General features: G+C 65.1%; 19 protein-coding genes. 4 read left to right on the top strand and 15 right to left on the bottom strand.

Annotation, left to right across the window (positions count from 1 at the left end; all coding sequences use genetic code 11):
- Positions 1 to 99: 99 nt before the first annotated feature.
- The 4 genes from exaC to ABD742_RS03225 form a co-directional block, all read right to left on the bottom strand.
- Positions 100 to 1623, bottom strand: a complete 1524-nt coding sequence (gene exaC / locus ABD742_RS03240) for an acetaldehyde dehydrogenase ExaC (RefSeq protein ID WP_234748964.1) — start codon at positions 1621 to 1623, stop codon at positions 100 to 102.
- Between the two features lie 148 nt (positions 1624 to 1771).
- Entirely contained in the window at positions 1772 to 2377 is a 606-nt protein-coding gene (locus ABD742_RS03235) for a hypothetical protein (RefSeq protein WP_234748963.1), read from the bottom strand.
- Positions 2378 to 2460: 83 nt separating this feature from the next.
- Positions 2461 to 3825, bottom strand: a complete 1365-nt coding sequence (locus tag ABD742_RS03230; protein WP_234748962.1) for a GAF domain-containing protein — start codon at positions 3823 to 3825, stop codon at positions 2461 to 2463.
- A 189-nt stretch (positions 3826 to 4014) separates the two neighbouring features.
- Positions 4015 to 5448 carry an FAD-dependent oxidoreductase gene (locus tag ABD742_RS03225; protein WP_234748961.1) on the bottom strand — a complete coding sequence of 478 codons (1434 nt, stop codon included), beginning with the start codon at positions 5446 to 5448 and terminating at the stop codon, positions 4015 to 4017.
- Positions 5449 to 5754: 306 nt separating this feature from the next.
- Here ABD742_RS03225 and rarD point away from each other — a divergent pair, with 306 nt between their 5' ends.
- Positions 5755 to 6654: an EamA family transporter RarD gene (rarD, locus tag ABD742_RS03220; RefSeq protein WP_234749204.1), complete on the top strand. Its 900-nt coding sequence runs from the start codon at positions 5755 to 5757 to the stop codon at positions 6652 to 6654.
- Positions 6655 to 6776: 122 nt separating this feature from the next.
- On the opposite strand, the gene gabT is transcribed toward rarD, so the two are convergent.
- Together gabT and ABD742_RS03210 are read right to left on the bottom strand one after the other, a co-directional pair.
- Positions 6777 to 8132, bottom strand: coding sequence for a 4-aminobutyrate--2-oxoglutarate transaminase (gene gabT, locus ABD742_RS03215; protein ID WP_234748960.1), 1356 nt, complete (start codon positions 8130 to 8132; stop codon positions 6777 to 6779).
- A 20-nt stretch (positions 8133 to 8152) separates the two neighbouring features.
- The gene (locus ABD742_RS03210; protein ID WP_234748959.1) at positions 8153 to 9583 is read right to left on the bottom strand and encodes a gamma-aminobutyraldehyde dehydrogenase; all 1431 of its coding nucleotides are present in this window, start codon (positions 9581 to 9583) and stop codon (positions 8153 to 8155) included.
- Between the two features lie 144 nt (positions 9584 to 9727).
- On the opposite strand from ABD742_RS03210, the gene ABD742_RS03205 reads away from it, so the two are divergent.
- The 3 genes from ABD742_RS03205 (at position 9728) to ABD742_RS03195 (ending at position 13180) form a co-directional block, all read left to right on the top strand.
- Positions 9728 to 11170: a PucR family transcriptional regulator gene (locus ABD742_RS03205; protein ID WP_234748958.1), complete on the top strand. Its 1443-nt coding sequence runs from the start codon at positions 9728 to 9730 to the stop codon at positions 11168 to 11170.
- A gap of 67 nt (positions 11171 to 11237) precedes the next feature.
- Positions 11238 to 12503 (top strand): MFS transporter, encoded by a 1266-nt coding sequence (locus ABD742_RS03200; RefSeq protein ID WP_234748957.1) that lies wholly within the window; start codon positions 11238 to 11240, stop codon positions 12501 to 12503.
- A complete protein-coding gene (locus tag ABD742_RS03195; protein WP_234748956.1) occupies positions 12500 to 13180 on the top strand; it encodes a FadR/GntR family transcriptional regulator in 681 nt (226 codons plus the stop codon). The genes ABD742_RS03200 and ABD742_RS03195 overlap by 4 nt, the downstream gene beginning before the upstream one ends.
- A gap of 109 nt (positions 13181 to 13289) precedes the next feature.
- On the opposite strand, the gene ABD742_RS03190 is transcribed toward ABD742_RS03195, so the two are convergent.
- From ABD742_RS03190 to ABD742_RS03150, 9 genes are all read right to left on the bottom strand, one after another.
- The gene (locus ABD742_RS03190; RefSeq protein WP_234748955.1) at positions 13290 to 14669 is read right to left on the bottom strand and encodes an MBL fold metallo-hydrolase; all 1380 of its coding nucleotides are present in this window, start codon (positions 14667 to 14669) and stop codon (positions 13290 to 13292) included.
- 116 nt (positions 14670 to 14785) lie between these two features.
- On the bottom strand, positions 14786 to 16252 hold the full coding sequence (locus ABD742_RS03185) for an FAD-dependent oxidoreductase (RefSeq protein ID WP_234748954.1): 1467 nt from the start codon (positions 16250 to 16252) through the stop codon (positions 14786 to 14788).
- Between the two features lie 98 nt (positions 16253 to 16350).
- Entirely contained in the window at positions 16351 to 17607 is a 1257-nt protein-coding gene (gene cobA / locus ABD742_RS03180; protein ID WP_234748953.1) for a uroporphyrinogen-III C-methyltransferase, read from the bottom strand.
- Positions 17608 to 17686: 79 nt separating this feature from the next.
- Positions 17687 to 18727: an LLM class flavin-dependent oxidoreductase gene (locus ABD742_RS03175; RefSeq protein ID WP_234748952.1), complete on the bottom strand. Its 1041-nt coding sequence runs from the start codon at positions 18725 to 18727 to the stop codon at positions 17687 to 17689.
- Positions 18728 to 18808: 81 nt separating this feature from the next.
- Positions 18809 to 19819, bottom strand: a complete 1011-nt coding sequence (locus ABD742_RS03170) for an LLM class flavin-dependent oxidoreductase (RefSeq protein WP_234749203.1) — start codon at positions 19817 to 19819, stop codon at positions 18809 to 18811.
- 123 nt (positions 19820 to 19942) lie between these two features.
- Positions 19943 to 20608 carry an NADPH-dependent F420 reductase gene (locus tag ABD742_RS03165; protein WP_234748951.1) on the bottom strand — a complete coding sequence of 222 codons (666 nt, stop codon included), beginning with the start codon at positions 20606 to 20608 and terminating at the stop codon, positions 19943 to 19945.
- A complete protein-coding gene (locus ABD742_RS03160) occupies positions 20605 to 21126 on the bottom strand; it encodes a MarR family winged helix-turn-helix transcriptional regulator (RefSeq protein WP_234748950.1) in 522 nt (173 codons plus the stop codon). The genes ABD742_RS03165 and ABD742_RS03160 overlap by 4 nt, the downstream gene beginning before the upstream one ends.
- Positions 21127 to 21292: 166 nt before the next feature.
- A complete protein-coding gene (locus ABD742_RS03155; protein WP_234748949.1) occupies positions 21293 to 22243 on the bottom strand; it encodes an ABC transporter permease in 951 nt (316 codons plus the stop codon).
- A complete protein-coding gene (locus ABD742_RS03150; RefSeq protein WP_234748948.1) occupies positions 22233 to 22970 on the bottom strand; it encodes an ABC transporter ATP-binding protein in 738 nt (245 codons plus the stop codon). Before ABD742_RS03150 ends, ABD742_RS03155 begins: the two co-directional genes overlap by 11 nt.
- Positions 22971 to 23002 lie beyond the last annotated feature (32 nt).

The following is a 23002-nucleotide window of genomic DNA, read 5'->3' as shown; positions in this document are numbered from 1 at the left end:
TTAAAGCGTTTCTCGGGGGGTGCTGCTTCCTGAGGGTGGCCAGGGAGTGCCGGCGGGGAGGGATCTGTGCTGATCCCTCCCCGCCGGATCAAGTGCGGCTTAGAAGAAGCCGAGCTTGTTTTCGTTGTAGCTGACCAGAAGGTTCTTGGTCTGCTGGTAGTGGTCCAGCATCATGGCGTGGTTCTCACGTCCTATGCCGGAGGACTTGTAGCCGCCGAACGCGGCGCCGGCCGGGTAGGCGTGGTAGTTGTTGACCCAGACGCGGCCGGCCTGGATTTCCCGTCCTGCCCGGTAGGCGACGTTGCCGTTGCGGGACCAGACACCGGCGCCGAGTCCGTAGAGGGTGTCGTTGGCGATGCCGATGGCGTCGTTGTAGTCGCTGAACTTCGTCACGGACACCACGGGGCCGAAGATCTCCTCCTGGAAGATCCGCATCCGGTTGTGGCCTTCGAAGATGGTCGGCTGGACGTAGTAGCCGCCGGCGAGGTCGCCGTCGAGCTGTGCGCGGGCGCCGCCGGTGAGGACCTTGGCGCCTTCCTGCTTTCCGATGTCGATGTAGGAGAGGATCTTCTCCAGCTGGTCGTTGGAGGCCTGGGCGCCGATCTGGGTGTCGGTATCCAGAGGGTTGCCCTGGATGATCTTGTTGGTCCGGGCCACGGCGTCGGCCATAAAGGAGTCGTAGATGCTTTCCTGGACCAGGGCGCGGGAGGGGCAGGTGCAGACTTCGCCCTGGTTGAAGGCGAAGAGCGTGAAGCCTTCCTGGGCCTTGTCGTAGAAGGCGTCGTCCTGCGCGGCGACGTCGTCGAAGAAGATGTTCGGGCTCTTGCCGCCCAGCTCCAGCGTCACCGGGATCAGGTTCTGGGACGCGTACTGGCTGATCAGCCGGCCCGTGGTGGTTTCGCCGGTGAAGGCGATCTTGCGGATCCGGGGGCTGGACGCGAGCGGCTTGCCGGCCTCGACGCCGAAGCCGTTGACCACGTTGAGTACGCCGGCCGGCAGCAGGTCACCGATGAGCTCCATGAGGACCAGGATGGAGGACGGCGTCTGCTCGGCGGGCTTGAGGACCACGGCGTTACCGGCAGCCAGGGCCGGAGCGAGCTTCCAGACGGCCATCAGGATGGGGAAGTTCCACGGGATGATCTGACCCACCACACCGAGCGGTTCGTGGTAGTGGTAGGCGGTGGTGTCCTCGTCCAGCTGGGACAGCCGGCCTTCCTGGGCGCGCACGGCGGAGGCGAAGTAGCGGAAGTGGTCCGCCGCGAGTGGGATGTCCGCATTAAGGGTTTCGCGGATCGGCTTGCCGTTGTCCCAGGACTCGGCGACGGCCAACATTTCGAGGTTCTCGTCGATCCGGTCGGCGATTTTGTTCAGGATGGCGGCGCGCTCGGCAACGGAGGTCTTACCCCAGGACGGTGCGATCTTGTGGGCGGCGTCTAGTGCCAGCTCAATGTCCTCGGCCGTGCCCCGGGCAACCTCGCAGAAGGCCTTCCCGGTGACCGGAGTGATGTTCTCGAAGTACTGCCCCTTGACCGGGGCAACCCACTCGCCGCCGATCCAGTTCTCGTAACGGTCCTTGAACGTGACCTTCGAACCCTCGGCACCCGGCTGTGCATAAACAGTCATTGCTAGCTCCTTTGCTCCGCATGATGGTGGCTTTGCTATGGCTTCAGCGTAGGAGCGGGGAGGTTGCAAGCAGGTTGCAACCCTGTGGTTCAGATCACTTCTGGGCAGTTCAGGTCACTTCGGGACGGTATTCCCCGGGCCCCGGAGGCTAGAGGCCCGCGGGGAAAGCGTAGGAGCTCGGAACCGGCGAAGGTGCGGCACCGTAGGAGAGCACTACCTCGTCGTGCGCCTGGAGGACAACGCCGGATATTGGCGCATTCTGCTTTGCGCCGTTCACGTATGCGGTCCAGCCTCCGGTTCCACTGTGCGGTGCTCCGGTGGCATCTTTACCGTCCAGGACTCCCCATTCGCTGAGGACCTGGCCCAGCGTGTACTTCAGGCCGGCCGCTGGCGCTTCGATGTGGATGACGCCGGACGTGTCGTGGGTGTGAAGCGCGGAGATTCCGTTGGGCTGCCCGTCGGCCCCGAAGCTGAAGCCGATCTCGGCCGGGACCGTGACGGCTTTGCCATCAACAAGGACGTCCAGATGGGCGTGATAGTGCTCGGCTGTGCCTTCGGCGGTCAGGATATCCAGGCCTGCGGCCTTGATTCTCTGGGCGCCTGCGGCTGGATCGAGTTCCCAAGCTGCGGCGGCAGCCGTAGTGGCCGAAGGCGTTGCCGATGCGGGCGCTGTCTGGGCGGGTGCCCCGCAGGCTGTGGCTCCGGCAAGGAGTCCGGACACGGTCAGGGCAACGGCGAGGCGTTTGTTCAACACGGAGAAAGCTTCTTTCGTTCGGCTCGGTTCTACGATACGGGCCGAAACTTCGTATTTCCCGAGTGCCACACGAGGGGCCCGCGTCAGGCCGACAGTTCGCTTTCCAGGCGTTCAACCTCGGCGACGACGGCGGCCCGCTTTGGCGAGCGCGGCGGCAGGAGCTTGAGGGCGGCAAGCCGGACGTCGACGTCGTTCTTCGCCTCAGGTAGGCCCGCGTACTTGAGCAGCGCCTCGGCACTGCCGTCGTTGAGGACCGCCTCGCGCAAGAGCGCCGAGACCTTCTCGCGAAGCTCCACAATGCCGGGCGCTTCCGAATGCGGAAGGACGGCGCCCTTGTAGATCTCCAAGGCAATGCGGTGGGCGCCCCGCTGCAGGCAGGACAGAACCTGGGCGGCATCCTGGCCGAGGTCGATCGGGAGCCGGTAGGGGCGGGATTCCGGGACTGCCGCGGGATCGAGTTCGTGGAGTACCTTCCGGAGGCGCACCATTTCCGCCCGGAGGGTGACGGTGAATCCATCTCCCGGATACAGGGCCAGGGCGAGCTCCTCGGCACTGAGCCCCTCGGGACGGGTTCCCAGCAACGCCAGGATCTCGCTGTGCCTGGCGGAAAGCGGAATGCTGCGTCCTCCTATGCTCAACAAGGCCTGGTCGCGGCCCAGCAGCTGGAGGCTGTTCCGGTATAGCCCCGAGCCCTGGCGCGAGCCGACGGCGGAAGGCGAGTTCCGGCGTCGGGCAGGCGCAGAGTGCTTGGTGGCCGCGAGCTGGAGCCTTTCCACGCGTAATTGCGCCTGCGCTGCCGCCACGGTTGCTTCGACTAGGGAAAGCGTATGGGGTGCGACGGCGGCTTCCGTGCCGGTGATGTCGACGACGCCCAGGAGCGCTCCGGAGTCAGGGTCATGGAAGGGCACCGCGGTGCAGCTCCACGGATGGACAGAGCGTTTGTAGTGCTCGGCGCCGGAAATCTGGATACCGCGGCCCAAGGCGAGCGCCGTGCCGGGCGCACTCGTACCGACCGCCGCTTCGGACCAGTCCGCGCCTGCCACGAACATCATGCCTTCGGCGCGGCGCCGCATCGCGGGATTTCCGTCCACCCACAGCAGGCGCCCAAGCTCGTCCCCGACGGCGACCAGCAGCCCGCTGTCGTAGCTGGGCTGGATAAGGAGCTTCTGGATGACGGGCATGATGATGGCCAGCGGGTGTTGGCGTCGGTATTCCTCGAGCTCGTCGAGGTCCATGGCCACGGGAGCCTCGGGCTGGTCCGGGTTCGCCTTGAGCTGCGCGGATCGCTGCCACGATTCCTTGATCAGGCTGCGCAAACCGGGAAGCTCCGTGGCACCTGGAAGCCCATAGCGCCACGTATCAATTTGCTCGTGTCCGGCGCGGGCATGCCGCTGCAACAGCTCGGCGACATCATTGACCGAAGCTGCCGGATGGATCGGATTCTTCATCGAACTCCCAAAACCGGACGCAGCACAGTACAGGCCAGTCTAGTTGGGTCCCGGGGCTTTGCCTATGGGGCGACAGCGAGTAAGGGTCGTCCGGTCGAATTCGCGGCTGCGGGCCGAAGGCTAGGTTCCGGAACGCAGCCCCCGGCCCGCACCCACGATCTCGGCACAGCGAGGCACCCCCGGGATCCGCTAGCCGCGCGAGATCTCGATCATGTCCACGCGCGGGACCACCTTGATGCGTTCACGCACGACGCCGGCGTCCGGGTTTTCGACGGTCCATTCGGCGCCAAGGGCTAGTTCGTGCGCATCGAGCTTGTTCCAGCCTTCCCACGTGGTGTACTCGATGCCCCGCTCTTCCAGGAGGTTGATGATGGCCTGCGGGTCCGGGTTTTCGGCCGGGGGCAGCGTGAGGCGGTCCTCCAGGAGGCAACCGATGGTCTCCAGGGCGTCGCCCTTCGTGTGCCCGATCAGGCCGACGGGTCCGCGCTTGATCCAGCCGGTGGCGTAGATGCCGGGTACCGGTTTGCCGTCGGAGTCCAGCACCCGTCCGCCGTCGTTGGGGATGACACCGCGACGGGCGTCGTACTCAAGCTCGTCCAGCGGGGAACCGTGGTAGCCGATGGCGCGGTAGACGGCCTGGATCGGATAGTCCACGAACTCGCCGGTGCCTTTGACGTTGCCCGTGCCGTCCAGCTGCATGCGCTCGAACTTGATGCTGGAGACTTTCCCCGAACCGTCCTCGGATACGATCTCCACCGGGCTGTGCAGGAAATGCAAGTGCAAGCGGCGGGACGAGGGCTGCTCGGCTTCGGCATGTTCCTCGACGAGCCAGTTGGTCAGTGTGTTGACCATGGTCTTGATCTGGTTGTTGCTGCGGATGGCCTCGTCTGAAGCTTCGTCAAACTCGAAATCTTCCGGGTACAGCACAATGTCGACGTCGTTGGAGTGCGAGAGCTCGCGCAGTTCCAGCGGAGTGAACTTGATCTGGGCGGGGCCGCGGCGGCCAAAGACGTGCACGTCGGTGACCGGGGAGGCCTTGAGTGCGGCATAGACGTTGTCCGGGATTTCGGTCACCAGCAGGTCGTCGGCGTGCTTGGAGAGCATGCGGGCCACGTCCAGTGCCACGTTGCCGTTGCCGATGACTGCTACTTCCTTGGCATCCAGCGGCCATTCCCGGGGCACATCCGGGTGTCCGTCATACCAGGAGACGAAGTCGGCTCCGCCGAAGGAGCCTTCCAACTCGATTCCCGGGATGTTCAGGTCCGCGTCCTTGATGGCACCCGTGGAGAAGATCACCGCGTCATAGAAGGAGCGGAAGTCGTGCAGCGTGAGGTCGCGGCCGTACGTCACGTTGCCGAGGAAGCGGATGTCTCCGCGGTCCAGGACCTTGTGAAGCGCGTTGACGATGCCCTTGATGCGGGGGTGGTCCGGTGCCACGCCATAGCGGATGAGGCCGTACGGCGCGGGGTATGCCTCGAAAAGGTCGATGCTGACCTCGACGTCGCCGTCCTTGACCTCGTTCGATTTGGTCAGGATGTCCGCGGCATACACGCCGGCCGGTCCTGCGCCGACAATAGCGACGCGCAATGGACGTTTTGAGGTGGTTTCGGCCGAGTTGGACACCGTGAACCCTTCTGAGACGGGAATCCGCCCCGCGTGGTGGGGCGCGCAGTTTCCAATTCTAGTTCTCAGTTGTGGCCGGAGTGTCAGTACGTGGCGAGAGGTGACACAACCGGGCGAGGAAAATCACAATAACTTTCCGGCCGTACGGTCAGGAATACCTCCGCAAAATGTGATGTTGTTGACTTTGTGCCTACGCCCGAGCAAACCGTGCCTGCCCAGTCCGCCACCAGTGCTTCCAGCGCTTCGAATGCTTCGGCTGCAGCAGCCGCCGCCGCTGCCACGGCCAAGAAGGAGACGACGGCGGGTGTGGTGTTCGGTATCGGGGCGTACGGTCTGTGGGGGCTGCTCCCGCTCTACTTCCTGGTGCTGCAACCCGCCGGAGCGGTGGAAATCGTCGCCAACCGGGTGGTGTGGTCGCTCATTTTCTGCGCCCTGCTCATCACCATCACCCGGACATGGCGCCTCCTCGGCAATGCCTTCCGGGACCGGGCCGTCCTGGGGCCACTCGCCATCGCTGCCGGGCTGATCGCCATCAACTGGCTGACCTACACCTTCGGGGTCACCACCGGACATGCGGTCGAAGCCTCGCTCGGCTACTTCATCAACCCGCTCGTGTCGGTGCTCCTTGGCGTGTTCGTCCTGAAGGAAAAGCTCCGCCCGCTCCAGTGGGCCGCCGTCGGGATCGGTTTCATCGCCGTCGGGGTCCTGACGGTTTCCTATGGCAAGCTGCCGTGGATCGCTCTGGTCCTGGCGTTCAGCTTTGGACTTTACGGTTTCGTGAAGAAGCGCGTGGGGCCTAAGGTCAATGCCATCACGAGCCTCACTGTGGAGACCGTGGTTCTCGCGCCGATCGCCGGCGCCACCATGATTGTCCTCGGCCTCACTGGGGCAGGGACTTTGGGCAGCAACGGCCCGGGCCACTTCTGGCTATTGGCGGCTTCAGGCATCATCACGGCCGTGCCGCTCCTGTTCTTCGGTGCCTCCGCGCGCCGCTTGCCCATGACCACCATCGGCCTGCTGCAATACTTCGCGCCGGTACTCCAGTTCATCGTGGCCCTGGCCGTCTTCCACGAGGCCATGACCCCTGACCGCTGGGTGGGCTTCGGCATCGTGTGGCTGGCGCTGCTGCTCCTGACACTCGACATGCTGCGCACGGCACGCAAAAACTCGGTCATCAGGAAAAGCGCACGGCTTAGCACGGCTTAAACAGCTTCTCAACCCCCGCGCCCACGGGGGACATGCCCCTCGTTAAACACCAAGGATGGACATAGTCACACTATGTCCATCCTTGGTGCGTAGAGGTGGGCATGTCCACCTGAAGGTTGTGGCTAAGCGTTGGCCTTGATGGCCGCTGCCAGGACCTCGAGGCCGTCCAGGAGCAGTTCGTCGCTGATGACCAGCGGCGGCAGCAGACGGATCACATTGCCGTAGGTGCCGCAGGTCAGGATGATGACGCCTTCCTGGAGGCACGCGGCGGCAACGGCCTTGGTCAGTTCCGCGTTCGGTTCCTTGGAACCGGCCTGGACCAACTCGATCGCCAGCATCGCACCGCGTCCGCGGACGTCGCCGATGGCGGGAACTTCCGCGGCGAGCTCACGCAACCGGCCGAGTGCGATTTCCTCGATGTGGCGTGCGCGGGCGTTGAGGTCGTGCTGCTCCATGGTGCCGATGGCAGCAATAGCCGCAGCACAGGCGACCGGGTTGCCACCGTAGGTGCCGCCGAGGCCGCCCGGGTGGACGGCGTCGAGCAGGTCTGCACGGCCGGTGATGGCGGACAGCGGGAGGCCGCCGGCAATGCCCTTGGCCATGGTGATGATGTCCGGGACAACACCCTCGTGGTTGACGGCGAACCATTCACCCGTGCGGCAGAAACCGGACTGGACCTCGTCGGCAATGAAGACGATGCCCTTGTCCTTGGCCCATGCGGACAGCGCAGGCAGGAAGCCTTCGGCGGGGACAATGAAGCCGCCCTCGCCCTGGATCGGTTCGATGATGATCGCGGCAACCTGGTCGCCGCCGATCTGCTTCTCGATCATGGTGATGGCGCGCTTGGCGGCCTCGGCACCGGTGATCTCAGGGTTTTCTTCGCGGAACGGGTAGCTCATCGGCATGCGGTAGACCTCGGGCGCGAACGGGCCGAAGTTGGTCTTGTACGGCATGGCCTTGGCGGTGAGTGCCATAGTCAGGTTCGTGCGGCCGTGGTAGGCGTGGTCGAAAGCGACGACGGCGTCACGGCCGGTTGCCAGGCGTGCCACCTTGACAGCGTTCTCCACTGCTTCGGCGCCGGAGTTGAAAAGCACGGTGCGCTTCTCGTGGTCGCCCGGGGTGAGGCGGTTCAGCTGCTCGGCGACGGCGACGTAGCCCTCGTACGGCGTGACCATGAAACAGGTGTGGGTGAAGTGCGCTGCAGCGTCCTGGACAGCGGCGACGACGGCGGGATCCGAGGCACCCACGCTGGTGACAGCGATGCCGGAGCCGAGGTCGATGAAGGAGTTGCCGTCGACGTCGCGGATGATGCCGCCGTCGGCTTCCTCAACGTAGACCGGCACGCCCGAGGACACGCCGGCAGCGACGACGGCCGCGCGGCGCTCGTTCAGGGCCTGCGACTTGGGGCCGGGGAAGGCGCCGTTGATGCTGCGCTTCTGGTCCAGGCGGTAGGTGATTTCATGTGCTGTTGCGGTCATGATGGTTCTTTCTTTCTTACTTACGCGTCCAGTGCAGACATCACGTGCTTGATGCGCGTGTAGTCCTCGACGCCGTACATGGACAGGTCCTTGCCGTAGCCGGACTGCTTGAAGCCGCCGTGCGGCATCTCAGCGGTCAGCAGGATGTGGGTGTTGATCCAGACCGCGCCGAAGTCCAGGTCGCGGCTCATCCGCATGGCCGTGCCGTGGTCCGTGGTCCAGACGCTGGAGGCCAGGGCGTATTCGACGTCGTTGGCCAGCTCGAGAGCCTCGGCCTCGGTGGTGAACTTCTGGACGGTGATGACGGGACCGAAGGTTTCCTTCTGGACGACGTCGTCAGTCTGCTTGGCGCCGGTGATGATGGTGGGCTCGAAGAAGAAGCCCTTGTCACCTGCGCGGTGGCCGCCGGTTTCGATCTTGCAGTTGGCCGGCAGGTGCTCCACTACCGAGTTCACGGCATTGAAGTGGTTCACGTTGTTGAGCGGGCCGAAGTAGTTTTCGTCGTCGTTCTGCGAACCGGTGTGCAGCGTCTTGGTGTGTTCCACCATGGCGGCAACCACGTCGTCGTGGATCGAATCTTCAATCAGCACGCGGGTGATGGCCGTGCAGTCCTGGCCGGCATTGAAGAAGGCGAATTCGGCGATGGCCGCTGCGCTCTTCTTGATGTCGGCATCCTTGAAGACGATGGCCGGGGCCTTGCCACCGAGTTCCAGGTGGGCACGCTTAAGGCCCTTGGCCGCTCCACTGGCCACGGCAATACCGGCACGTACGGAACCCGTGATCGAGACGAGGCCCGGGACTTTGTGCTCCACCATCATGGAGCCGGTGGCCGCGTTGCCGAGGACTACGTTCAGGACGCCGGCCGGGAAGATCTCCCCCGCCAGACGGGCCAGGACCAAGGTGGATTCCGGAGTGGTGTCGGAGGGCTTGAGAACAACAGTGTTGCCTGCGGCGAGGGCGGGGCCGATCTTCCAGATGCCCATGAGGAACGGGTAGTTCCACGGTGCAACCTGGGCCACGACGCCGATCGGTTCGCGGCGTACGTACGAGGTGTGGCCCTCGAAATACTCGCCGGCGGACTTGCCTTCCATGATGCGCGCGGCGCCGGCGAAGAAGCGGAGCTGGTCTGCACCAGCGGCAACTTCCTCGGATGCGATGAGGGCGCGGACCTGGCCGGTGTTGCGGTGCTGCGCCTCAACGAGCTCGTCGCTGTTGGCTTCGATGGCGTCAGCGAGCTTGAGGAGCATGAGCTGGCGCTGGCCAGGCGTGACATGCTTCCAGGACTTGAAGGCTTCCTTCGCCGCGTTCATGGCCGCATCGACGTCGGCCGCCGTGGAGACAGGCGCATGAGCGACAATCTCCCCGTTGGTGGGGTTCACGATGTCGAGCAGTTCGGTGCCTGCCGGCGTGACGAACTCGCCGTTGATGAAGTTCTGCAAGGTTTGGACCACGGTGTACAACCTCTTTCGGTGTCTAGGCATTGGTTGCAGCTGCTCCGAGCCTATGCCAGCACCCCGCGGCGCGGAATAGTCAGGTGCACACCCCGACCACCCCGACTTAGTGCGAATGACCAGTGCCGGGATATCCTTTTTGACATGGCAATGTCACTCGCCGCGCTCGTCGCCGTCCCCTCTCTTAGGCTCCGTAAAGCCGGCCTCGCGGAAACCACCTGGAACGAAGATATCCGTTGGGTGGCCGTGACTGAGCAGGAGGATCCCCAACGCTTCCTCAATGGCGGTGAGCTGATCCTGACCACTGGACTCAGGCTCAATGGGGCCGCGGAACAGCGCCGCTTCGTGCGCCAGGTCCAGCGCGCGGGAGCCGTCGGCATCGGCTTCGGCACCGGACTGACCCACGAGTCCGTGCCTCCCGGCCTCATTGCTGAGGCGAACCGCTGGGGCCTGCCCCTCGTGGAAGTCCCGTACGAGACCCCCTTCATCGCCATCGGCAAACTCGTCGCCGATTCCCAATCCGCTGACCACTACTCCAAGCTGGAGCGCCTCATCGCCGGCCACCAGATCCTGGCCCGAGCCCTGCTGACCGGTGGCGGGCTCGGCGAATTGCTCAAGCAGTTGGGCAGCATGCTCCGGTCCGACATCGCGCTCACGCAGTTCAGCGCCCAGCTCTACAACAGCGTGGCCGGCAACCCCGCGCCGACGGCAGACGACTGGGCGTCCTTCCCCATCCCGACAGGCCGTCGCGACGCCTGCACCCTATGGATCAAGCAGCCCTTCGGTGACACCGGGATTGTCAGTTATGCGCAGAACCTGATCAGCGTCGAACTCAACAACATGGTCAAGCAGCGCCAGAGCCAGCGGGCCTTGGCGGGCCAGGTGCTGGACGATGTCATCCACGGAACGCTGGACACCGTGGAAGGCGCCCGCCGCCTGGCCGGCGTCGGGATCAACAGCACCCGAAAGAACGTCGTGCTGCTGGTGGTCTCCGCCGCCCACTACAAACAGCTCGGCAGCACTTCGCTTCCGCAATCGCTCGACGGCGGGGTGACCGCCGTCGTCGGGAAGGACTTGGTGACGGTAGTGCCCGACGACGGCAGTTCCGCGAGCGCGCTCGCCAAGGATCTCAGTGATCACCTTTTGGAAGCCGGGATCCACGCGGTGATCGGGATCGGCGGCGCCTACACCAAGCCGAACGGCGTGCGCTGGAGTTACTTCGAAGCGCGCGACGCCGTGGCGCACGGCCTGCCGGTCAACGAACCTGAGCGGCTCAGCCTGACCTCGTTGTTGCTGGCGAGCGAGGATGTGCCGTTGGCCGATATGGCCAGCGAGGCCCTCACTCCCCTGCGCAAGTTCGACGCCGCCCACGGCTCGGAACTCGTTCCGACCCTGGAAAGCTACCTCAACCACAACGGTTCGGTGGCCGCCGTCGCCGAAGCCCTGACCCTGCACCGCAACACAGTGCGCTACCGGCTGGCGCAAATCACGGACCTCACCGGCTACGACCCCGCCCAGACGCCGGACCGGGTGCAGCTGTGGCTTGCCCTTGCCGTGCAACGGCTGGGAGCGCGCAACCCGCGCTAGCCGAGCTTCACGGAGAGATTCACCACAAAACTTCCCGCGGCAAACGTCAAACGTCTAACCTTTAAGCATGGCTTCAACTCACCCGACTCCCCATGCAACGGAAGCAAAAACTCTGCCGGCCACCGGCGGTACGGTGGCGCCGAAATCCCGGGTGATCGCCGTCGTCGGGATCATCGCCGTCATCCTGATCGGCCTGAACCTGCGCGCCGGCATCACGAGCGCGGCGGCGCTGTTCCACGATTTGCAGGCATTCCTCGGCTACGGGGCGCTAGTCGCGTCGATTCTTCCGTCCATCCCCCTGCTGTGCTTCGCCGTGGCAGGATTGGCCACCTCATGGCTGTCGCGCCGGATCGGCGTCGAGAAGTCGATCTTCGTGGCGCTGGCAATGTTGGCTGCCGGGCTCCTGGTCCGCAGCATCCCCGCGACCGGCGCCCTCCTCGCCGGAACAGTGCTGGCGATGTCCGGCCTGGCGGTGTGCAACGTGGCCATGCCGTCGTACATCCGCGAGCACTATGCGAGCAAGACTTCCATGATGACCGGCCTCTACACCTTCACGATGTCCGGCGGTGCCACCTTCGCGGCGGCGGTCAGCGTGCCCTTGGCCCAGCAACTGGGCTCGCCGTCGATGGGCCTGGCCGCGTGGGGCCTCCTTGGCGTCGCCGCGCTTCTTGGCTTCCTCCCGATGGTCCTGCACACCCATCGCACTTCACGGAAGGCCAACCAGGAGCACGTTTCCATGTGGCCGCTCCTGCGCACCCGGCTGGGATTCCTCATCACTTCCATCTTCACGTTGCAGGCCCTCCTGGCGTATGCCGTGATGAGTTGGTTTGCCTACATCCTGACAACCCAAGGACTCAGTGCCTCCGAGAGCGGCCTCCAGTTCGGACTCATGCAGCTGGTTTCGGTGGCCGCGGGCATGATCCTGCTGGCCATCGGCTCGCGGCCCGGCATGATGCGGCCTGCCCTGTACCTGGGCAGCGGGACCACCCTTCTGGCAATCCCGGCAATGCTGTTGCTCCCGACGTCGTTCGCCTCGGTTCCCGCCGTAATGTTCGGTTTCGGCCTGGGCATCTTCCCCCTGGTCCTGGTGATCATCAGCCGGAGCGGGCGTACGACGGCGGAGACCACCGCCATGTCCACCGTCGCCCAGTCCGTGGGGTACTTGATTGCGGCTTTGGGACCGTTCGGCATGGGCCTGCTCCACAGTGCCACGGTTGCTTGGACGCTCCCCCTGGCACTCCTCGCCGCTGCGGCCCTGGCCCTCATGGTGACCTCCCACCTGCTGACCAGCAAACGCACGCCAATCAAGGCCGGACCAAGGCCCGTGGCATGAGCCTGACACCTTCGCGCCGGCCCGCTTTGGCCGAGGAAGTCACCAAGCAACTTCGCGGCATGATCCAGTCCGGAGAGTGGCCGCTGCAGGAAAAGATTCCGGCCGAGCCGGAACTCATGGCCTCGCTCGGAGTCTCCCGCGGGACACTCCGCGAAGCCATCAAAGCCTTGGCGCACAGCGGCATGTTGGAGGTCCGCCGGGGTGACGGAACCTATGTCCGGGCCACCAGCGAGATCTCCGGCGCAGCCCAACGAATGTACAAGGAACACACACAGGAGCATGTGGTCGAGGTCCGGGTGGGCCTCGACACCCAGGCCGCCCGACTGGCCACGAAGCATGCCACGGCCGAGGACATCGCCGCCATGCGGGCCCTCCTCCAAGCACGCCACGACGCGTGGCTCGCAGCCGACTACCCCGCCTGGGCACGAGCCGATTGGGATTTCCACGAACGAGTGGCCCTGGCGTCGGGCAACCCGTTGCTGCACCAGTTGTATGTGTCCTTCGGCGGGGTCTTCCACGACGATCTCCTGCGCCAACAACGCAAAGCCGGCTTCAACGGCATCCCTCACGAAGGCCACGACGAACTCGCCGACGCCATCGAGGCACGCGACGAGGCCGCCGCCGTCGCGAGCGTCTACCGCAACCTGGACTTCGCCGCGGAATGGATCAACAGCTGACACCCGCTCACATATGTCGGGCTTTCCCCCGACGCTCGTCACATCCAGTGAGCGAGCGTCCGCCCGAAATGGCCTAAAAGTGAGCGAGCGTCCGCGGTGGCCCGAATACCTAGGCGGGAGCGGCGCTCGTCAGCTCGACACCTGCATCAGCTGCCTCGCGGAAGAGTGCGTCGATGAGCACAACGTCGCGGCCGGCTCGGTGAAGGAGGCTTGCGGCGACGCTGGCCCGGTAGCCGGAGGTGCAATGCACCCAGATCCTCGCCTCCGGCAATTCGTCCAGCCGGAGCAAAAGCTCATGCAACGGAACATTCGCTGCCCCTGACACATGGGAGGCGGCAAATTCCTCGGCACGGCGCACGTCCAGCACTGTTTCACCCGCGGCCCGGTCCCGCACGAGTCCCGCCCACCCGGTGATCGGATACTGCACCAACGACGCGCCTGGCGCCAAAGCCCCGGGATCCTCGCCGACGGAGGCGTCCGGGGAGTCGAATCCGATCCTTGCGAGATCGCGGATGGCCTTTTCGACGTCGTCGTGGGCACCCAGCAACGTCAGCGGCTGTTTCCATGGCAGGACCCAACCGAGGTAGCTCGTGAAGCTCGATCCCGTCCCGTATTCAAAGGCCACGCTGCCGCGCAGGTGGTTCGCGGCGAATGCGACCCTGTTGCGCAGGTCCACCACCCATTCCCCGTTCTCGAGTCTGCGCTCCAGTTCCGCGGATTCCACCGATTCCGGCACGTCGAGCATCGCGGTCCCCGGTCCCACGGCGTTGAGCGGGCTCATGTGTGCGTAGTAGCTCGGGTAGGCCGTGATATTCGCTAACAGGTGCCTGACAAAGTGGTCTTCGTCGGGGTCTGTGAGCGCATGGTTGGTGGCGGTCTGCTCCCCGATCGTCGAAGAGGGGATCCTGCTCGCAGGACCGATGGAGCAGAACGAACCGAAGCCGTGGGTCGGATACAGAATCGCGTCCGGTGCTGCCTCAGCCACGAGCCGGCGAACCGAGGCGTACTGAGCATGGGCCAGCCCGGCGGTGTCCTCCTCGGCAATCAAATCAGTCCGGCCCACAGAACCGTAGAGCAGGCTGCCCCCGGAAAACACCGCTTGCCGGACGCCAGTGCCGGCGTCGGGGTCCGAAACCAGATACGCCAGGTGCGTGTGCGTATGGCCGGGGGTCGCGATGGCTTTGACGGTCAGGCTGCCCACCTTGAACGTGTTCCCCGGAACAACCGGCTCACGCTCAAACGCCACGTTGTCTGCGGCATTCACCAAGTAGCGGGCGCCGTGCTCCAGGGCAAGGATGAGGCCACCCGTGAGGTAGTCGTTGTGGAGGTGGGTCTCAGCGACATGCGTGATGGTCACACCGGCGTTTCGCGCTGCCGTTTCGACGCGGTCGGTATCACGCTGGGGGTCGATCACAAGCGCCACCGTGCCGTCATGGACGAGGTAGCTGCGATCCCCCAATTGGGTCGTTTCGACGACGACAACTTCCATGACGCGAGTCTAACCCCGCCCACTTAAAAGCAACGCGGGGTCACTTATAGCCCATTCCGATGCTCCGGATGGGCGCTAAGTGACCCCGCGTTGCTTGGGGACTTGAGGCAGTAGACCTAGACCTGTGCGGCCACGCCGTCGCGGGAGATGTCCACCATGTCCTCACGCGGCACAACCTTGATGCGTTCGCGCTTGACCTCGACGCCGTGCGATGTACCGGCTTCGGAAGCGGCGGCACCCAAAGCGAGCTCGTGGGCATCCAGGGCCAGCCAGCCTTCCCAGCTGGTGAACTTCACGCCGCGGGCGTCCAGGAGCTCGACGACGGCGTCCGCCTCGGGAACTGCGGCGAGCGGCAGGTTTTCACGGTCTTCCAGGAGGTACGTGACCGTCTCCAGTGCGTCGCCCTTGGTATGGCCGATGAGGCCGATGGGACCACGCTTGATCCAGCCCGTGGCGTACAAGCCGGGAACGTGCTCGCCGGAAGCGTCCAGCACGCGGCCGCCGTCGTTCGTCACGACCCCGCGCTGGTGGTCGAACTCGACGTCCGGCAGGGCGGAACCGAAGTAGCCGATCGCGCGGTATACGGCCTGGACCGGGTAGTCGACCACCTCGCCGGTACCGCGCGCGTTGCCCGTGCCGTCCAGCTCTGTGCGCTCGAACTTGATCGAGGCAACCTTGCCCGGGGCCTCTTCGGAATCCACGATCTCCAACGGGCTGTGCAGGAAGTGCAGGTGCAGGCGACGGGAGGCCTTGAGCTCGGAGAGGTCCTCGGGCTGCTCGGCGATCCAGTTGGTAAGGGTTCCCACCATGGTCTTGGTCTGGTTGTTCGTCTGGATCTGGCGGTCCGACTCGTCGTCGAACTCGAAGTCCTCGGCGTAGAGGATGATGTCCACGTCCTTGGAGTGGGACAGTTCGCGGAGCTCCAGCGGGGTGAACTTCACCTGCGCCGGACCGCGGCGGCCGAAGACGTGAACGTCGGTCACCGGGGAAGCCTTGAGTCCGGCGTAGACGTTGTCCGGAATTTCGGTGACCAGGAGGTCGTCCGCGTGCTTGGAGAGGACACGGGCCACGTCGAGTGCCACGTTGCCGTTGCCGAGCACAGCCACGGAGGTGGCGTCGAGCGGCCATTCGCGGGAAACGTCCGGGTGGCCGTCGTACCAGGAGACGAAGTCGGCGCCGCCGAAGGAACCTTCAAGCTCGATGCCGGGGATGTTCAGGTCCGCGTCCTTGATGGCGCCGGTGGCGAAGATCACGGCGTCGTAATGCGTGCGCAGGTCCTCGATGGAGATGTCCGTGCCGTAGTCGACGTTGCCGAAGAAGCGGATGTCGCCGCGGTCCAGGACCTTGTGCAGGGCGTTCACGATGCCCTTGATGCGGGGGTGGTCCGGGGCAACGCCGTAGCGGATCAGGCCGTAGGGGGCCGGGTAGCGGTCGAAGAGGTCGATGCTGACCGTCAGCTCGCCGCTCTTGACGGCCTCGCTCTTGGTCAGGATGTCAGCTGCGTAGACGCCGGCCGGGCCGGAGCCGACGACGGCGACGCGCAGCGGACGTGCGGCGGTTCCTACGGTGGTGCTAGATGACACGGCTGTGTTCCTTTTCAGTGTGCTTCCCAACTGGCTCGCAATTGTTGTCGTTTTGAGGGCTCATAACGACACCTAATGCGAGCTAGTTGGGTGAGGGGCTAAGGGGTAACGACGCGGGGCTTGTTGGGGCTCAGGGTGCTGTAGTCAGCGGTCTTGAAATGTTCGGGGGCAAACGGGCTGACACGCACCACGTCACCGATCACAATCACTGCAGGATTTGCGACGCCGGCGGCCTCGGCTTGGTCTGCAATGGTTGCGAGGGTGCCGATCGTGACGCGCTGTTCGGGCATGTAGCCGTTCTCTACGATACCTACTGGCGTATCCAAGGGCATTCCGGATGCCGCGAGTGCAGCGGCGGATTCGCGGAGTTTAGCGACACCCATGAGCAGGATCACGGTGTGGTCGGGACGGGCGGGGACCTCGGAGAGTTCCTCGTGGCCGGTCACCACGCTGAAGCCCTTCGCAAGTCCGCGGTGCGTCACGGGAATGCCTGCTGCCGCCGGCACGGAGATCGCCGAAGTGACACCGGGAACCACTTCAACCTCGACGCCGTTCTGCCGGCAGAATTCCGCTTCCTCGCCACCGCGGCCCAGGACGTAGGGGTCGCCGCCTTTGAGCCGGACCACACGGTGGCCGGCCAGGGCTTCCTCGACGAGGATCCGGTTGATCTCCAGTTGCGGCACGGGGTGGTGGCCGGGGGTCTTGCCGACCTCAATCACGCGGACGTCCGGAGCAAGTTCCTGCAGCAGGTCGCGGGGCCCGAGGCGGTCCGCGACGACGACGTCGGCCTGGCCCAGCAGGCGACGGCCGCGGACCGTGATGAGCCCGGAGTCTCCAGGACCGCCACCCACGAGGGCGACGCTTCCGGTCGAAGCACGACGACGGCGGAGCGGCAGGTCTCCCGTCTCAAGTGCGGTGGCAACGGCGTCGCGCAAGGCCATGGCACGGCGGGGGTCTCCCCCGGCGTTGATGGCGATCTTGACGTCGTCAACAACGGCGACGGCGGGTGTCCAGGCTGCCGAGGATTCGTGGTCCGAGGCGTTGACGCACCAGATGCGCTGCGCCTCGGCGTCGGCCGCTACCTGGGCGTCCACAGCGGCAACGCCGGTGGCCGTCTGGACGAACCAGACGCCGTCGACGTCGGAAGAAAGGTAAGTGCGCGGCTCCCAGGTGAGCAGGCCGGAAGCGGCGAGTTCGCGGAGCGCGTCAGAGGCAAGCGGCGCGACCACGGTCACCCGTGCGCCGGCGTCGAGCAGTCCCTTGGCGCGTCGCGCAGCCACGGGTCCGCCGCCCACCACCAGCACCGGGCGGCCAAGCAGCCGCAGCGCTGTGGGGTAGATGTCCTGTATTGCCATGAAAAAACTGTAGGGCCGGGCCGTAACATGCTTCAAAGGTCCGGAAACACCAGTTCACGCTAGGTAACCCGGCGTCACATTACGCCTGCGCGGCGGGCGCCTCCCAGCCAATCGCCGGAGCCACGTATTTGGCGATGTTGCCGAGCAGCTTGACGTTGTATTCCACCCCGAGTTGGTTGGGCACGGTAACCAGCACTGTGTCCGCAGCTTGGACCGCGGCGTCCTGCGCGAGTTCCTCGGCCAAGGCATCCGGTGGGCCGACGTAGCTCTTGCCGAACCGCGACAGGGCACCGTCGAGCATGCCCACTTGGTCCCGGTTATCCACCTGCGCGCGCAGCCCGAAATAGCGTTCGTCCACAGCGTCAACCACGGGAATGATGCTGCGACTGACCGAAACGCGCGGCTCAAAACCGTGTCCCGCGGCCGCCCACGCCTCCCGGAACATGCTGATCTGTTCGGCCTGGAGCTGGTCGAAGGGAACTCCTGTGTCCTCTGTGAGCAGGGTGGAACTCATGAGGTTCATGCCTTGTTCCGCGGCCCAGACGGCGGTCTTGCGGGTGCCGGCGCCCCACCAGATGCGCCGCGGCAGACCGGGCGACGTCGGCTGGATCGGCAGGAGGCCACGGCCGCCGCCCATGAAGGAGGGATCGGCTTCGGCCACTCCATGGCCCGCGATGGCATGCCGGAAAACGGCGGTGTGGCGGCGGGCCATCGCTGCGTCGTCCTCACCCTCGGCAGGCGCGTAGCCGAAGTACCGTGCGCCGTGCAGTGCCGGCTCGGGTGAACCACGGCTGATGCCCAACTGGAGCCTGCCTTGGCTGATGAGGTCCGTGGCCGCGGCTTCTTCAGCCAAGTACAGCGGGTTTTCGTAGCGCATGTCGATCACGCCCGTGCCCATTTCGATCCGGCTGGTCCGGGCCGCGATGGCCGCCAACAGGGGGAACGGCGAGGCTTGCTGGCGCGCAAAGTGGTGCACGCGGAAGAAGGCTCCGTTGATGCCGAGTTCCTCGGCCGCGACTGCGAGGTCGATCCCTTGGAGCAAGGCGTCTCGGGCCGAACGAGTCAGCGAGCCCTGGACGGGTCCCCAATGGCCGAAGGAAAGAAAACCTATTCGTTTCATGCCGGCGTCAACCACAGGGTGGGCCCGGGCATTCCTTGGGCCTTCATCGTCCAGCCATCAGCGCAGCCAGACACTAGCTGATCAAGCCAGGAGGTGGCGGACGAGTGGGATGACTTTGGTGCCGTAGAGCTCGATATTGCTCAGCATTGCGTGTTGCGCGAGACCGGGCATGCCGTACTTCAGGTCGAAACGATTCGCGCCGAGGGTGGTCATGTTTGTCGCGATCTTCTGCGCGACGGTTTTCGGGGACCCGACGTAGAGCGCTCCGTGCGGCCCGACCTCGTATGCGAACGATTCCCTGGTCGGGATAGCGAATCCTCGGATCTTGCTGTAGCGACGGATGGTCTCCAAGTAGTGTGGCCAGAACTCTTCGCGCGCCTGCTCGTCGGTGGCGGCGACGTGCCCGGGCGAGTGCACTCCGACCGGGCGGGGGTCCTGTCCGAATTGTTCCAAGGCCTGATGGAACAGCTGAGCGAAAGGTGCAAACCGCGCGGGGGATCCGCCGATGATCGCGAGCATCAGCGAGAAACCGTAGCCAGCGGCGCGGATGACCGACTGCGGGCTACCGCCGACGCCGATCCATACCGGGAAAGGTTCGGATTCGGTGTGCGGCACGACATCTTGGTCGCTGAGCGGTGCACGGGTCTTGCCGTTCCAGGTGACCGGGCCACCTTTGAGCAGCTCGGCGAAGAGGTTGGTCTTTTCCTCGAAAAGACCCTCGTAGTCGGCAAGGTCGTATCCGAACAGCGGGAACGAGTCGATGCTGGAGCCGCGTCCGAGGATGACTTCGGCACGGCCGCCGGAGATGGCGTTGAGCGTGGAGTAGCGCTGAAACACCCGGACGGGATCGTCGGAGCTCAGCACGGTGACTGCCGACCCGACGTGGATGCGAGCGGTGCGCGCTGCGATCGCGGCGAGCACCACGTCGGCCGCCGACAAGGGGAAGTCATCGGTGTGGTGTTCACCGATCCCGATGAAGTCGATACCGACTTGGTCGGCAAGCACGCCCTGTTCGACGACGTCGCGAATCGTTTGGGCGTGTGACTGTAGGCGGCCTTCATCATCGCTGGTGCGGTCGCCGAACGTGTCCATACCGAAGACAAGCGGGAATTGCGCTGCTTCGCCCGCAGTAGCGCGTACGGGGGGTGAAGGTGCTGTTGTCACGTCGGATCTCTCTTTCCTGGTGTTGGTTGGACAAACGGCTCGCGGCGGCTCTTATGCGGCTCCGACGCGGGTGGCCAGCTCGAACGCGGTTCGGCCGAGCGGTACACCAAAGACAGGCCCGCCGGGTTGGAGAAGACGGCCGGCGCGCAGGCTGTCCAGCCTGACGGCGTCGTAGCCGATACGCTCGATCACTTCAGCCACGACGGCCACGGCGCCTGGGTCGTCGCCAGCGACGCCGAGCGCGCGGCGTTCCCGGGACCCGAGGGGTCGGCGTTCGTCTTCCAATTCGTGGTAGCCGATGTGGTTGAGTGTCTTAACGATCGTCGATAGGTGAAGCCGATCCTGAACGATCTCGCTACTGCCGGCCCCGCTGTCTTCGAACATCTCACGCACGCCGTCGATGGGGGGCCAGTAATTCATCGTGTCAACGACGAGCTTGTCGGCCACCAGGGCATGGTCGAAGGCCTCAAACTTGTGCAGCGGGATGGCCAGCACCACAATGTCGGCGTCACTGACAGCGTCGGCTGCCCACCGTGGCTCAGCCCCTGGTACCAGCACACGGGTAATAAGGGCGATCTTGCCGGGGTCACCAGAGGCCGCGATCGACACGTGATAGCCGGCGTCGATCGCGACCCGGGCGATCACAGGGCCGACGTGCCCCGCTCCAAGCACTGCAATCCGCGGCGCCCCCAGGGGCGACAACATTCCGCTGATCATGAACGACCCCCCTCCCCGCCACGGGCGACAGTCGATTCAGGGTGGAGATGGGCCTGCAGCGACTGAAGGATATCGGCGAGTGACTCGAACTGCCCGGGAGTCAAGGCGTCGACGAAGTGCTTCTTGATGGCCTTCATATGGGGCGCGCTTGCACGCCGGAAGGCTTCCGCCCCGTCGTCGGTGAGCGAGACTTCAGCACCACGGCTGTCGGTGGCACACTCGTCACGGCGGATCAGGCCGCGTCGCTCCATCCGTCCCAGGTGATGCGACAGCCGGCTTCGTTCCCAGTCAATGGCGGACGCGAGCTCTGATGAGCGCATCCGGCTGCCGTCCGCCTCGCTGAGGGCCAGGAGGACCTGATAGTCCGCTGGTGAAAGATTCGACCCCTGCAACTCGGTACCCAGAATTTTCCGAAGCTCCCCGGTCGTATCGAGCAACAACCGCCAAATCGCGAGCTCTCCCGCCGTCATACGCCGCCGCACTACCGCACCGGCAGTCAGATCGCCCTGTGTCACCATCTTGCACCCCATCTCATTGACACGTCAATCATATCGCAAGTAGTTGACGTGTCAATATTGATGCGTCAATCACCTAGGAGATAGTGATGGCGGGGAACGCAAGGGCCCGACGGCGGAAGTCGCCGTCGGGCCCTGCGTTTCGGTTGTGTTGAGCGTTCGGGTGCCGTTAGCGCGTGCTCCCCGCCAGCAGGCCGCGGCGCAGGAGGAGGCGGCGCTCAATCGGGGCGAACACGACGAGCTCGATCAGGATGCCGACAAACAAGATCGCCAGGATGGCGGACATGACCGTGGCCATATCGGACAAGGTGCGGCCCTGGTCCAGGAGCGAACCGAGTCCGAAGCCGATGGTGCCGCCCACCGCGATGATTTCTGCGGCCATGAGCGATCGCCAGGAGAAAGCCCACCCCTGCTTGAGGCCGCCAAGGTATCCGGGGAGGGCCGCTGGCAGGACGATCTGCAACGCCATCTGCAGTCGCGAGGCCCCGAGGACCTTGCCGACGCTCCGGTACTGCGGCGGGATCTGGTCGACGCCGGAAATCAGCCCGTTGATGATGGACGGGATGGCACCCATGAGGACGACGAAGTACACAGTGCCGTCCGAGAGCCCGAACCAGATGATCGCCGCCGGAACCCAGGCCACCGACGGCAGCACCTGGAGCCCGGAGATAAGCGGTCCGAAGGCACGGCGCAGCGGCTGCACCTGTGCCAGGAGCAGGCCCACCGGAGTAGCCACGGCCACGCTGATGAGGAAGCCGATCACGCCGCGCTGAAGTGAGGTCCAGACGGCTTCCTGGGCTTTGCCTTCGGCCCAGAGGGCACCGAACTGGCTCAGGACGTCGAGCGGGCCGGGAACCTGGTCCCGGCGCTTGAAACCGAGGGAGACGTAAAACTGCCACGCCAGGATGAGGACCAGGAGCGCCGCAATCGGGAGGATGATCCGGGTCCAGTCGATGCGCGCCTTGCGGTGGGCATCCGACTGCAACTTGTCCAGGCCGGCCTCGAGGTCGCGGAGTTCGTCCGGGTTTCCCTTCAGGGACGGCGAGGTGATGTGGCGGGACTGCGGAGCTTGCTCGACAGTCTCGCCCTCGACGAGTCGGGTTTCCTGTTCAATTGGCATGGCGGCGGATCTCCTCGCGCAGGCGGCGGGTAATGGTTCCGGTCAGTTCCCCGGCACGGCCGGCGTCGGTCCGGTGTTCCTCGGTGACGTTCCACTCGGCCACGACCCGTCCCGGACGGGAGGACAGCAGCAGGACCCGCTGGCCGAGCCTCACGGCTTCGCGCACGTTGTGCGTCACGAACACGATGGTGCGGCCGGTTTCCTTCCAAATCCGCTCGAGCTCGTCGTGCAGAAGGTCACGGGTGATGGCGTCGAGCGCAGCGAACGGCTCGTCCATCAGCAACAGCTGCCGGTCCTGGGCCAAGGCGCGGGCCAGGGCAACGCGCTGCCGCATGCCGCCGGAGAGTTCGTGCGGGCGCTTGTCCCCCGCGCCACCCAAATGGACGAGGTCCAGCAACTCGCCCGCACGGGCAGCACGCGACGCTTTGCTCAGGCTGCCGGACTTGTCGGCGAGCTTCAGTGCGAGTTCGATATTGCCGCGGGCAGTGAGCCACGGAAACAGCGCCGAATCCTGGAACATGAAGGCGGCACCGTCGCTGGGCACCTCCAGGGCGCCCGACGTCGGCTGGTCCAGCCCCGCGAGGATGTTCAGCAGGGTGGATTTGCCGCAGCCGGACGCACCGAGCAGGGCGACGAACTCGCCTTGCTGGATGGTGGCGTTGACGTCGTCCAGCACCGGGGCGCCGTCGCCGAAGCGTTTACCCAGATGTTCCAGTACGACTGGCATGGTCCCGTCCTTCGTTCGTTGCTTCGTTGTTG

This window comes from Arthrobacter ramosus (assembly GCF_039535095.1).
Classification (GTDB): domain Bacteria; phylum Actinomycetota; class Actinomycetes; order Actinomycetales; family Micrococcaceae; genus Arthrobacter; species Arthrobacter ramosus.
Note: the sequence above shows the minus strand (reverse complement) of the source record. Positions and strands in the feature narration are given on the sequence as shown.